Genomic DNA, 12,785 nt, shown 5'->3' on the forward strand with positions numbered 1-12,785 from the left:
ATCAGCCCAGCAGTTTTTCGCGGAGCGCCTTGTCCTTGTCGAGCACCATGGACTCGAGGCTCTCCTGGAACGCCACCATCCGCTGCTGCAGTGCGGGATCCGAAGCACCGAGAATCCGAGCAGCCAGCAGACCGGCGTTGCGAGCGCCACCGATCGACACTGTCGCCACCGGGACGCCGGCCGGCATCTGGACGATCGAAAGCAGCGAATCCATACCGTCGAGGTACTTGAGCGGCACCGGAACACCGATGACGGGCAACGGCGTAGCCGATGCAACCATGCCCGGAAGATGCGCGGCGCCGCCGGCACCGGCGATGATGACCTTGATTCCGCGGCCGGAAGCTTCCTTGGCATAGTCGAGCATCCGCTGAGGCGTGCGGTGCGCCGAGACGACACCGACCTCGAACCGGATACCGAACTCCGCAAGAGCTTCGGCTGCAGCTTCCATGATCGGCCAATCCGAATCGCTGCCCATGATCAGGCCGACCTGCGCGCTCTCACTCACCGTGTACATCCCATCCGTCGGTCCAAACCGCGTACGAAAGCCAATGTGCTGCGCGCTCGGCGCGTTCCCGAACTGCGGCAACGTAATTCGGATCGTCGATGGATCCGGCGCCGCCCACGATGTTGACGTGCCCGATCTTGCGATCCTTGCGCTCACCCTTGCCGTACAGGTGGATCTTCGCGTCAGGCATCCGCGCGAACAGGTGATGGACACGCTCGTCCATCGTCATCTCGGGAGCTTCCGGCGCACCGAGAACGTTGGCCATCACGGTGACCGGCGCGATCGGCGACGTATCGCCGAGCGGGTAGTCGAGAACCGCGCGCAGGTGCTGCTCGAACTGAGAGGTGCGGGCGCCGTCCATCGTCCAGTGGCCGGAGTTGTGCGGGCGCATCGCCAACTCGTTGACCACGAGAGTGCCGTCGGTCGTCTCGAACAGTTCGACGGCCATCGAGCCGACCACGCCGAGCTCCGACGCGATGCGCAGCGCCAGCTGTTCGGCTTCCTCGGCAACGGCACTCGAAAGCTCGGGGGCAGGTGCGATCACGACAGCGCACTGGCCGTTGCGCTGAACCGTTTCCACGACCGGCCACGTAGCGCCCTGCCCGAACGGCGACCGCGCCACCATGGCGGACAGCTCCCGACGCATCGAGACCATTTCCTCGACGATCAGCGGAACACCCTTGTTGAGCTGCTCGGTGACGATGGCTTCTGCTTCGTCCTGATCGTCGGTGATCCAGACGCCGCGGCCGTCGTAGCCTCCGCGTGTTGCCTTGATGACGAGCGGCCAACCGTGTTCGGAGCCGAAACGCACGACGTCTTCCGCCCACGTCACTTCGGCGTACGCGGGTACGGGTGCGCCCAGTTCGGCAAGTTTGCGACGCATGAGCAGTTTGTCCTGAGCGAAGATCAGAGCCTGCGGCGGCGGCTGAACGTTCACGCCTTCGGCAACTAGAACCTCGAGGTGCTCGGTCGGCACGTGCTCGTGGTCGAACGTCAGTGCGTTGGAACCGACCGCTGCACGGCGGAGAGCATCGAGGTCGGTGTGGCTCCCCAGTACGACGTCGGGGCTGACCTGAGCTGCCGGTTCGTCCGCGGTCCCGGAGAGCACTCGGAGCGTCTGGCCCAGGGCCACCGCCGCCTGGTGCGTCATCCTGGCCAACTGTCCGCCACCGATCATGGTGACGACGGGCATGGATGCTTTTGCCGGTCGAGGGGTGGTCGGGCGGGCGGGGATCTGCGCGGGATCGTTGTTGCCGGTCACGGCTCTCTATGTTGTCATGTGCCGCGTTCGCCCGTTCATTCAGCGTTCCCAATCTGTGATTCTGCTGATGATTCCGCGGCAAATTGGTGGTAACGCGGTTTCGTTTCGTAAACTCATATGTTGTGCCATTTGTCGACGGGGTCATTGCCCGCATACCCCAACCGTTTCGTGACATCGCTCTGCGTCACAGCGAGCTGATCAAATTCGCGATCGTCGGCGGCACGACCTTCCTGATCGACTCCGGCATCTTCTACACACTCAAGCTGTCGATCCTCGAATCCAAGCCGATCACGGCCAAGATCATCGCCGGCGTCGTCGCGGTCATCGCGTCGTACATTCTCAACCGGGAGTGGTCGTTCAAGAACCGTGGTGGCCGTGAACCAGCGCACGAAGCTGCGCTGTTCTTCATCATCAGCGCCATCGGTGTGGTCATCAGTTTCATCCCGCTGTACATCTCCAGCTACGTCTTCAACCTGCGCGTACCCGAAGTGAGCTTGGCGACGGAGAACATTGCCGACTTCATCAGTGCATACGTCATCGGCAACCTGCTGCAGATGGCGTTCCGATTCTGGGCGTTCCGCAAGTTCGTGTTTCCCGACGAGAATCCCGAACCGCTCGAACTATCCGACACCACAGGATTGTCCGGAACCACAGCGCTATCGGAAACCACCGCGCCTGACCCGGTAATTCCGGATGCCGAAGAGGAACTCGGACACTCCTGAGTTTTCGGTCAACGCGGTTCGCGGTGCGGAACGACGTCCGCGGGTGGCGCAGTATTGGCCACCGGCAGGAAGACCGCGAACAGGGCAGGCTTACGCCGCTGCAGTTCCAATCGCCCCCCGTCGGCTTCGATCAGAGCGCGTGCGAGCGCCAACCCGACGCCGGTGGACCCGGCCCCCGAGAATCCTCTGTCGAAGATATGGGGCGCAAGATCGTTCTCCACGCCGGCGCCCTCGTCGGTGACCTCGACGCACACCATCGAGTCACGACGAGACGAACTGCGCCCTGCACCGTCGATCAATCGGACAGACACCGTGCATGTGCCTTCACCGTGTTCGAACGAGTTGTCGACCAGAACGGAAACAGCTTCACGCAGACGCGAACCGGTGGTCGCGGCCATCACCGTGCGGTCCCCTCGTAGGCGGAGCCTGCGCCCCTCTCCGTCGAACTGAGCCTGCCAGTCGCGGGTCACCTGTTCCAGCTCGCCGACTACCGAGACCAAACTCGCCGATGACCCGCTGGTACGCGACGAGCGAATCAGATCGTCGATTCCGTCGGTGAGCCTGTCGACTTGAGCCATGGCTTCCTCTGCCTCGTTCACGACGTCAGGATCTTCGTGAACGGACAACTCGTCCAGGCGCAGCCGCACCGCGGTCAGTCGACTGCGCAGTTGATGCGAGACGTCCGCGACCAGCGCGCGCTCTCGTTGCAGTCGCACGGAGATCTCCACGGTTGCCGCGTCGAGGACGTCGGAAACGCGGTCGAGTTCGGGGATGTCGTGCCGACGAGGATCTGGACGGAAGTCACCTTCGGCGAGGCGCGCCGCCCGGTCGGCCACGTCCTGCAGCGGATCGGCAAGCCGACGCGCAGTGACCACGGCGACCACGGTGCCTGCCGTGATGGACAGAAGGACGAGTACGCCGACCGCCATCACCGCCTGCTTCTGCTGGGTGCGCAGGTTCTCCGACGGCACCTCGAGGCGCAACGAGCCGGAGGTGCCCATCGCGAGCGATTCGACGAGCGCGTTCTTGACCGTCGCCTCGCCGACGTCGACACGCGCGGCGCCGTCGACGGCAGTCGGATACACGACAACCAGGCGCCCGTCGTTGGGAGTGAGGACCTTGAGCGAATCGGTGTTCAACGCACCTTCGACGAGTCCGTTGGTCCCTTCTTGCGCAATGACCTCGGCGGCCATCCGGTCGAGTCGCACCCGGAGATCACTCCGCGTGACGTCCTCCACCCAGAGCCACGCCGTGTAGATCAGCGGAACCCCCAGCAGCAACGCCGTCATGATCACGACAGCGAGAATCGACTGCAATATGCGACGCCGCATGCCGGCAGTTCCTGATTCTCGAGAAGCTAATCGGTGTTGATTCGGAAACCGACACCGCGGACGGTGGCGATTCTGCGTTCCACGGCCGGGCCTTCGTCACCGATCTTTCGGCGCAACCACGACATGTGCATGTCGAGTGTCTTCGATCCACGTAGCTCGACGTCGCCCCACACCTCGCGAAGGATCGTATCGCGCGAGACTACTTCCCCGGCATGCTCGAGGAGGACTCGCAGAAGTTCGTATTCCTTGTTAGCCAAGGCGATTTCGGAGCCGTTGACGAGTACGCGACGCGCCGCCGGCTCGAGCCTGATGCCACCGACCTCGACGATCGTGTCCTCGCGGCCACCGTGGCGACGCAAGAGTGCTCGCACGCGTGCCATCAACTCGGCGAGACGAAACGGCTTACTGACGTAGTCGTCAGCGCCGGCGTCCAGGCCGACCACGAAGTCGACTTCGTCGGTCCTGGCGGTCAGCATCAGCACGGCGAGCGAGGTGCGATGCGCACGAATCTGTCGACACACTTCGAGGCCGTCCATACCGGGAAGGCCGAGATCGAGAATCAGCAGATCGAAATCACCTTCGAGCGCCTGCTGCAACGCAGCGGGTCCGGTCGGTTCGACCGTCACCGAATACCCTTCACGCCCCAATGCGCGGGAGAGGGGTGCAGCAATGGCCTCGTCGTCTTCGGCTAGCAATACGGCAGTCACACGAACAGACTACGGACAACACGCCTTTGCACGTTGATTACCAGCCATTTCGATCGTTCGGGTCGTCGTTTTCACCTGGCGGCCGCTGTGGCGGAGGCGGTGGCGACTGCTGTGTGGAATCGAAAACCTGGTGATACAGCAGGGCGTGAACGTGCTCGACATCCGGGATGTCGTCGAACTCGAGCGGATCGTCACTGGCAGAAGCGATGACCAGAGTTCCGGTCTTGAGCATTCGATCGATCAGGCCGTGGCGGAACTGAACATTGCTTATCCGCCCCATGGGAATGTCGATACCGGTGTGCGTGAGCACTCCGTGGCGGATGAGTACACGCCGATCGGTGACGATGAAATGCGTGAACTTCCAGACCGTGAACGGCGCAATCGATCTCCACGCCACGACGGCGAGCCAGACGATTCCGACGGCGATGGACGACACGGCCCGAGCCGTGCCGTCCAATCTCGTCTGAGCGAGGCCCAACAAGAACCCGGCGACGGCCGTGGCAAGCACGAACGTCAGCGCCGGAAGCACCAACATCTTCCAATGAGGATGGCGATGCAGTATCAGTTCCTCGTCCTGAGCGAGGGCGTCTTCGGGATATCCCATGACGGGAAGTCTGCCATCCCGCACCGACTTTCAGGCACACCGACTTTCAGGCACACCGACTTTCGGGCGGACGCTCAGGGCTGCGCGATCTTTCGCAGCACCAGCGGGGTCACGACGATGATGATGCCGTACAGCACCATCCACACACCGACCACGATGCGGAAAACGTCGAGTGAAAGTTCCGGCTGCAACAGGACGATTGCGCCGGCGACGATGCTGATGACTCCGAGCACGATCGACAGACCGCGATCGACCGTGTGACCGGATGCCGCATCGACCAGGTCGAGCACGCCTCGGAATACCCACCACGCGCCGATCACCAATGCGATCAGGACCACGGTCTGCAAAGGGCTTCGGAGAACGAGGAATCCGAGGAGCACTGCCAACGCTCCGGAGATCGCGACCAACGTCCGGGTTCCACCCGTAGCCGTCGCGTCTGCGAACGAACGAATGATCTGGACGAGTCCGAATCCGAACAGCTGAATCGCGATGACAACCGCCACCACGAACAGGGTGGCATCCGGCCACGCGAGTACCGCGATACCCAGGCCCAATGTGAGGACACCGAGCAACACCGTCACGCCGGTGAGTACGCGGCGGGCGCTCTCGGCCGTCTCGGCTTCGGTCGGAACAACGATCGGTGTGGTCATGACGCCCCTAGGCAGCTAAGTAGATCCCGCAGTCGAGTGAAATGAAGGACGGACGGTTGGTTCGAAACAGGTCCGGGCCAAAAATTAGCACTTTGGTGCCAGAAAATCCGGCAAGGCTCACGATTCGGTTACCGGGGCGGCCCGAAGGTGTGTGATGTCACCCGCTGCGACCGCAAAGGTCTCTCCTTCTGCTCCCTCGATTTCGATGACGACGCGGCCGGAAGTGTCGACGTCGGTCGCGATACCGAACACCTCCTTGTCGCCCGGCAAAACCGCGCGGACTCGTTTACCCAGCGTCCCGCAGCGCTGCCGGTACTCGGCAGCCAACACAGATGTATCCCATTTCGATGATTCCCAAGCACGGAATTGAGTCGCCAACTCGCGTGCGATTGCTCGAACGAGGGTGTCGCGGTCGACGGTCGATGCTTCTTCGATCAGGAGCGATGTGGCGGTCGGGACGGGCAGTTCCTCGACACCCAAGCTCACGTTCAGTCCGATGCCCACCACCACCGCGGGATCGGGCGCCGTCCTTGCCACCTCGGCCAGAATTCCAGCCACCTTCTTGTCACCGATGAGAACGTCGTTCGGCCACTTGAGTTCTGCGGGCACTTCCGCCACGTTGCGCAATGCATCGACGACCGCGATTCCCGACAGCAGCGGGAGCCAGCCCATGTCTGCGAGATTCATTCCGGGCATCGACAACAGAACCGACATCGAGATCTGCGCTTGCGGCGGACTCACCCAAGTGCGCGAATGCCGGCCGCGCGCACTCGCCTGATATTCGGCGATCAGAACATGACGGTCGGCATCCGGATCTGCCGCTCGCGCAAGGAGATCCGCGTTCGTCGAACCGGTCTCCGCGACCACGTCGAGGCGGTTCCAGAAAACGCGCGCGTCGTCGTTGTCGCTGCGCACGAGTGCGCGGCGTAGGGCATTGCCGTCGAGGGGCGGTCGGTTCAAGTCGGTCCACATAGCCCCAGCCTATGACGACGGCGAGAATGTACTGGTCAGTAGCTTGAGCCCGCGAAACCGCGACAATCGGACCTGCCTTCGAAGCCCCCCACACACTCTCGTTAAGCTCACGTCCATGACCACTGTCCAAGAGCCGAACGCGCCGGAGGCGGCGGCCGCACCCGATATCCACACGACCGCGGGAAAGCTCGCGGACCTGCGGAATCGCCAAGCCCAGGCGCAGGCACCGAGCGGCGAAGCCGCCATCGACAAGGTGCACGCCAAAGGCAAGCTGACCGCCCGCGAGCGCATCACCGCCCTCCTCGACGAGGGCTCCTTCGTCGAACTCGACGCACTGGCACGGCACCGAAGTGTGAACTTCGGCCTCGCTGACAACCGCCCGGTCGGCGACGGCGTCGTCACCGGTTACGGCACCATCGACGGCCGCGACGTCTGTGTCTTCTCACAGGACGCCACCGTCTTCGGCGGATCGCTCGGCGAAATCTACGGTGAGAAGATCGTCAAGGTCATGGACCTCGCGATCCGCACCGGTCGCCCCCTCGTCGGCATCAACGAAGGTGCAGGCGCGCGCATCCAGGAAGGCGTCGTCTCGCTCGGCCTCTACGGCGAGATCTTCCACCGCAACGTCCAGGCCTCGGGTGTCATCCCCCAGATCTCACTGATCATGGGACCCGCCGCCGGCGGCCACGTCTACTCCCCCGCGCTGACCGACTTCGTCGTGATGGTCGACGAGACCTCCCAGATGTTCGTCACCGGCCCCGACGTCATCAAGACGGTCACCGGTGAAGACGTCACGATGGAAGACCTCGGCGGTGCTCGCACCCACATGGTCAAGTCCGGTGTCGCCCACTACGTCGCTTCCGGCGAGCAGGACGCACTCGACTACGTCAAGGACCTGCTCAGCTACCTGCCGTCCAACAACCAGGCAGCAGCTCCCCGCGGCGAGATCACCGACCCCATCGTCGGTTCGATCGAAGACAGCCTGACCGCCGAGGACATCGAACTCGACACCCTCATCCCGGATTCGGCCAACCAGCCGTACGACATGCACGAGGTCATCCGTCGCATTCTCGACGACGACGAGTTCCTCGAGGTCCAGGCCGAGCGCGCGATGAACATCATCGTCGGTTTCGGTCGCGTCGACGGACGCTCGGTCGGCATTGTCGCCAACCAGCCCACCCAGTTCGCCGGCTGCCTGGACATCGATGCGTCCGAGAAGGCCGCTCGCTTCGTGCGCACCTGCGACGCGTTCAACGTCCCGATCATCACCCTCGTCGACGTTCCCGGCTTCCTCCCCGGAACCGAGCAGGAATACAACGGCATCATCCGCCGCGGCGCGAAGCTCCTCTACGCGTACGGCGAAGCAACGGTCGGCAAGATCACGGTCATCACCCGCAAGGCGTACGGCGGAGCGTACGACGTCATGGGCTCCAAGCACATGGGCGCCGACGTCAACCTGGCATGGCCCACCGCTCAGATCGCCGTCATGGGTGCATCCGGAGCAGTCGGATTCGTCTACCGCAAGCAGCTTCTCGAAGCCGCCAAGAACGGCGAAGACGTCGATGCATTGCGCCTCAAGCTGCAGAACGAGTACGAGGACACACTCGTCAACCCGTACGTCGCCGCTGAGCGCGGATACGTCGACGCAGTCATTCCTCCGTCGCACACCCGCGGACAAATCGTCTCCGCATTGCGACTGCTCGAGCGCAAGGCCGTTTCCCTTCCGCCCAAGAAGCATGGGAACATTCCCCTATGACCGCAACCACCGAGGACATTCTCAGCGAAGATGTCGCACTGGCGGAGACTGCACCGACCAACGGTGCAGTCGTCGAGGGAAGCGCGACGGACGTCCCGCTCACCGAGCTGACCGAGACGTCGACCTCCGACGCGTCGGTCATCAAGATCGTCAAGGGTTCGCCCACCGACGTCGAGATCGCGGCACTGGTCAGCGTGCTTGCTGCAGCTGCCGGCAGCGGTCAGGCTCCCGAGTCCAATGTTCCCGCGGAGACCTGGGGCGATCCGACTCAGTTCCACCGCACGCGTGCGCCGTTCTCGCCGTACGCGTACCTGAACCCCGCGATCCGTCGCAGCTGACAATCAGTATCTGCTGACGTGACTCAACTGGTTCTAGCTTCAGCGTCCCCGGCTCGCCTCGCAGTTCTGCGGGCGGCCGGGGTTTCGCCGCTTGTCCGTGTCTCCGGTGTCGACGAGGACAAGATTGCCGACAACCTCGGCCCCGACGCCGCTCCCGAAAAAGTCGTGACGGTGTTGGCCGAAGCCAAGGCCGCCGAAATCGTCCCCGGCCTCGCCGCCGACAATCTCACCGACGTCGTGGTTGTCGGGTGCGATTCGATGCTCCTGATCGACGGGCAGCTTCAAGGTAAGCCGGGCAGCGTCGATATCGCCCGAAAGCGATGGGCTGCAATGGCCGGTCGCAGCGCCACCCTCTTGACCGGGCACTGTGTCCTGCGCGTGGCCGACGGCCGCATCGTTCGCATGGCCTCGGATCACAGCGCAACGGTCGTTCATTTTGCGCAACCTTCCACCGAGGATCTCGAGGCATACCTGGCAACGGGCGAGCCGCTCCAAGTTGCCGGAGCATTCACCCTCGACAGTCTCGGCGGCTGGTTCGTGGAGAGGATCGAGGGCGATCCCTCGAGTGTCATCGGTATCGGATTGCCTTTGGTGCGAACGCTTCTCGAGCGCGTTGGAGTTTCCGTCTCGGATCTCTGGCGCACGCAGAGCATCTTCTGACGCGTTTTCTCCAAGCCCGTTTTCCCCAAGCACGTTTTCTCCAAGCACCACTGACCAGCCCCGCATCGGGTCCATGCCGATGCGAAGCTGGTCTTTTTGTTGTCTCCGTAGAGGTTTGCGTCTTCAGGTTTTGAAGGTGGTGTTCGCCGGCCTGGGGTGCTGCTGCGGGTCGATCGAGGGCGGCGGGATGAACCACGGTTTGTTGTCGACACCCATTCTGATTTCCCATTTTCCGACGAACCCCGCTTTGCGGTGCATCAGCCGGTGATGCGAACGGCACAGCAGCACAAGGTTGTTCATCACCGTCGGACCGCCGTTCGCCCAATGCCGGATATGGTGCGCATCCGTCCACGCCGGTACGCATGAACACCCCGGGAACGCGCAGCCCTTGTCGCGGGCGATCAACGCCACCCTCTGTTCCGCGCTGACCAACCGTTTTCCGGGTTTCGCATCCAACGGCGCCCCGTGATCATCGAGCAATACAGTCGACAGGAAACAATCACAGCCGAGAAGCCTCGTCTGCGAGACCGACAGTGGTCCGAGCCATGGCATGTGCCCGACATCAAGATCCGACCGAGACTCTTCACCATCAGAAGGCGTAGCGGCGCAGTCCCGATGCTCAGCCAGATCACGGGCGTTGATGTGCACGTTCATGTGCGGACGTTGACCACCATCGGTACCGGTCTTGGCGCAGTCCAGATACCGGCGGATCAGTTCAGTGAACCCGTCTGCCGTCCGCTTCGCCGCCGACCGAGCATCCGGCGTTCCATCGGGCGCCGGGGTCGGCATCGTCAGATTCGACAACGCCGACAGCAACATTTCGCCGGTGAGAGCGTCGAAATCACCGCGCACCACCACCCGACCATTCAGCGTCGAGGCGATCCGGAGCTCGTTCCGATCCACGTCTTCGGCCGGCGGAATCTCATCCGATTCGAACACCCGCTCCAACGTCGCGATGACATGCCGCACCTTCGTCGTCGTCGCCTCCACACCCGACGCAGCCGCCAACAACAAATCGATGCAGCGAGGTAACGCCTCCTCCGGCATCCCCTTCGGCGGGGACTCACAGAACGCGACGATCAAGACGGCGTGATCGAACGAGCAGTCCCCATCATCGAAGCCTGCCGCCACGGCCGGAAACGCGCGCAGCGCTGCACCCAGCGCGGCGATCTTCTTCCCGTCCCGAACCTGCAGCATCGTGTTCGCCGCCAACCACGCACCCACCCCGCGGGACGCGATCACCTGATCATCCGGACGCATCGCCAGTTCGTCCACCACCGCCACCCGCACCGCTTCCAGGCGAAGAATCTCCGCACTCGCCTCGACAGCAGCAGCCCGTAACTCGGCGGCAGACAATCGCCACAGGCGTCCGCGTAACCCCACCGCCGAGCCAGACACCACGTCCGACAGATAGACACTCATAGAATCCCCCGATCCCCTACACACAGGGTACTCGAACACCCGTTCGAGTCAAGGGCAATTCTCAGACTGGCGAATTGACCCGAGGTAGGGCAGTCGACGCCAACCCGATGCCGAGCGCAATTGCTGCAATGATCGCGAGTACACGGCGCTGAGCTTCGAGAAACGCTTCGCCGGCAGCGGCCCGAGTGGATGCGTACGCGGCATCAACTGCCACCTGAACGGATTGACCCCCGGCACCAGCGGAACCGTCGCGGCGACATTGCGGCGCCACCTCCATCGGTGTTCCCGATGCCAATTGACTTGTCGCACAATCGACAAAGGCCTTTTCTGCGATGTCGACGAGACCAGGGGCCACACCGGCCGCTTCGAGGTGTGCAACGTATTCAGGCCGCTCCCCCTGCACCGCTTGCGGAGCCTGCCCTGCCACGAGCGAGAAGAACACCACGCCGATCAATGCCAGTCCGATGGAGCTACCGACCTGCTGAACGGTCGGGAGAAGCCCGGACACCGAACCTGCGTGCGCCGGCTCGACCGTCGAGAGAATCGCGGTTTGCAGAGGTGCCACGAACAGTCCCAGCCCAGCGCCTCCCAGAAGCAGTGGCCCGGCGAGCGCCAGCCAGCGCGGATCAGTTCCCTCGTGTTCGAGGATCACCGACAATGCGATCAGCGAACCGGCAAAAACCACCATCCCCAGAATCAGGACACGGTTTCCGAGCATCCGGTACACCGCCGACGAGAGAACTGCCGCCACACCCATGCCGACAGCCCACGGCAGCGTCATCACGCCCGCCCTCAGCGCGGAGAATCCGAATCCGAACTGCAGCGTGAGGCTGATGGTGAAGATCAGCGAAGTCAAGGTCCCGAAGAACACGAAGGCAAGACTCGCACCGATTGTGAAGGCTCGGTCGCGGAAAAGCTCGAGACGAAGGACGGGATCGCCGCCTCGTTTCGCCAAACGCGATTCGTAGAGCACAAACGCCACTGCCACCGGCACCGACATCGCGAGCATTACGACAAGACCTGTGGGCCATCCGCGCGCCCTTCCCTCGGCCAGGGGAAGGATCAGCAGGAACAGCGCCAGTGATGACAGTGCGGCGCCGATGAGGTCCAGTGAGCGCACATGCTCGGCGCGAGCATCGACGAGATGGAAGAACCCGAGGATCAAGGCGGCGATACCGATGGGGACGTTGACGAAAAAGATCAGGCGCCAACCCCAGTCGAAGAGATTCCATTCGATGAGCAGCCCGCCGACGAGGGGTCCACTGACCGTTGCCAGCCCTATCGTCGCTCCGTAGATCCCGAACACCCGCGGATGCCTCGCCTTCGGGAACAGACCCGAGATGATGGCAAACGTCTGCGCCGACATCGAACCGGCCGCCAGCCCTTGCAGGCCGCGGAAGACGATTAACATCGTCGCGCTCTGAGCAAGCCCGCACAGCAACGAGGCTGCGACGAATACGGACAGGGCGGTCAGAAACACAACCCTGCGACCGAACAGGTCCCCCAGCCGGGCCGCGGTGATCAAGGAACACGCGAAGGCCAGGATGTACACACTGACCATGAGCAACTGCGCTGAGACGCCGGCTTGAAGATCGACGGCGATGCTCGGTAGCGCGACATTGACGATGGTTGCGTCGAGCAACTGCATGAACGCCGCCGCCAGACTCGTGGCCAAACCGAGCCAGGGCGTCAGAGAAGTTGATCGCCGTCCGCCCTTGTGGTCGGCGCCGACAGCGTCACCTAAAGGGTCCGGAAGCACCGAATGATCCTAATCGACACGACCCTTCTAGAACCTGTTCTTGTTTAGATTGTAGTATTTCGGACAATTCAGTCCCGCAGATGGGATAGTTCGTCGTC

At 63.0% G+C, this 12,785-nt stretch carries 13 protein-coding genes; 4 read left to right on the forward strand and 9 right to left on the reverse strand.

Going from position 1 to position 12,785, the window contains the following annotated elements:
* Position 1: 1 nt before the first annotated feature.
* Positions 2–514, reverse strand: a complete 513-nt coding sequence (purE, locus tag ACFWEM_RS13415; RefSeq protein ID WP_378534094.1) for a 5-(carboxyamino)imidazole ribonucleotide mutase — start codon at positions 512–514, stop codon at positions 2–4.
* Positions 498–1,697, reverse strand: coding sequence for a 5-(carboxyamino)imidazole ribonucleotide synthase (locus ACFWEM_RS13420; protein ID WP_378447830.1), 1,200 nt, complete (start codon positions 1,695–1,697; stop codon positions 498–500). Before ACFWEM_RS13420 ends, purE begins: the two co-directional genes overlap by 17 nt.
* A gap of 191 nt (positions 1,698–1,888) precedes the next feature.
* Between ACFWEM_RS13420 and ACFWEM_RS13425 the strand changes: the two genes are divergently transcribed.
* Entirely contained in the window at positions 1,889–2,488 is a 600-nt protein-coding gene (locus ACFWEM_RS13425) for a GtrA family protein (protein WP_378534096.1), read from the forward strand.
* An 8-nt stretch (positions 2,489–2,496) separates the two neighbouring features.
* Here the strand turns inward: ACFWEM_RS13425 and ACFWEM_RS13430 are convergent, their stop codons facing one another.
* From ACFWEM_RS13430 to ACFWEM_RS13450, 5 genes are all read right to left on the reverse strand, one after another.
* Positions 2,497–3,819, reverse strand: coding sequence for a HAMP domain-containing sensor histidine kinase (locus tag ACFWEM_RS13430; RefSeq protein ID WP_283303545.1), 1,323 nt, complete (start codon positions 3,817–3,819; stop codon positions 2,497–2,499).
* Between the two features lie 26 nt (positions 3,820–3,845).
* On the reverse strand, positions 3,846–4,526 hold the full coding sequence (locus tag ACFWEM_RS13435) for a response regulator transcription factor (protein WP_003940916.1): 681 nt from the start codon (positions 4,524–4,526) through the stop codon (positions 3,846–3,848).
* 37 nt (positions 4,527–4,563) lie between these two features.
* A complete protein-coding gene (locus ACFWEM_RS13440; RefSeq protein WP_378534098.1) occupies positions 4,564–5,130 on the reverse strand; it encodes a PH domain-containing protein in 567 nt (188 codons plus the stop codon).
* A gap of 74 nt (positions 5,131–5,204) precedes the next feature.
* Positions 5,205–5,780, reverse strand: a complete 576-nt coding sequence (locus ACFWEM_RS13445; protein ID WP_378534100.1) for an HdeD family acid-resistance protein — start codon at positions 5,778–5,780, stop codon at positions 5,205–5,207.
* Between the two features lie 117 nt (positions 5,781–5,897).
* On the reverse strand, positions 5,898–6,752 hold the full coding sequence (locus tag ACFWEM_RS13450) for a biotin--[acetyl-CoA-carboxylase] ligase (protein WP_378447640.1): 855 nt from the start codon (positions 6,750–6,752) through the stop codon (positions 5,898–5,900).
* Between the two features lie 115 nt (positions 6,753–6,867).
* On the opposite strand from ACFWEM_RS13450, the gene ACFWEM_RS13455 reads away from it, so the two are divergent.
* From ACFWEM_RS13455 to ACFWEM_RS13465, 3 genes are read left to right on the forward strand one after another with little or no spacing between them, the layout of a single operon-like run.
* Complete coding sequence (locus ACFWEM_RS13455) at positions 6,868–8,508, forward strand: acyl-CoA carboxylase subunit beta (protein ID WP_003940853.1); 1,641 nt, start codon at positions 6,868–6,870, stop codon at positions 8,506–8,508.
* Positions 8,505–8,846 carry an acyl-CoA carboxylase subunit epsilon gene (locus tag ACFWEM_RS13460; RefSeq protein WP_378534102.1) on the forward strand — a complete coding sequence of 114 codons (342 nt, stop codon included), beginning with the start codon at positions 8,505–8,507 and terminating at the stop codon, positions 8,844–8,846. Before ACFWEM_RS13455 ends, ACFWEM_RS13460 begins: the two co-directional genes overlap by 4 nt.
* Before the next feature lie 18 nt (positions 8,847–8,864).
* Complete coding sequence (locus tag ACFWEM_RS13465; RefSeq protein ID WP_007731146.1) at positions 8,865–9,506, forward strand: nucleoside triphosphate pyrophosphatase; 642 nt, start codon at positions 8,865–8,867, stop codon at positions 9,504–9,506.
* 123 nt (positions 9,507–9,629) lie between these two features.
* On the opposite strand, the gene ACFWEM_RS13470 is transcribed toward ACFWEM_RS13465, so the two are convergent.
* Both ACFWEM_RS13470 and ACFWEM_RS13475 read right to left on the reverse strand, forming a co-directional pair.
* Positions 9,630–10,928 carry a DUF222 domain-containing protein gene (locus ACFWEM_RS13470; protein WP_378534104.1) on the reverse strand — a complete coding sequence of 433 codons (1,299 nt, stop codon included), beginning with the start codon at positions 10,926–10,928 and terminating at the stop codon, positions 9,630–9,632.
* Between the two features lie 61 nt (positions 10,929–10,989).
* A complete protein-coding gene (locus ACFWEM_RS13475; protein WP_378534106.1) occupies positions 10,990–12,687 on the reverse strand; it encodes an MFS transporter in 1,698 nt (565 codons plus the stop codon).
* Between the last annotated feature and the right edge of the window lie 98 nt (positions 12,688–12,785).

This window comes from Rhodococcus sp. NPDC060176, from assembly GCF_042728675.1.
Lineage (GTDB): Bacteria > Actinomycetota > Actinomycetes > Mycobacteriales > Mycobacteriaceae > Rhodococcus_F.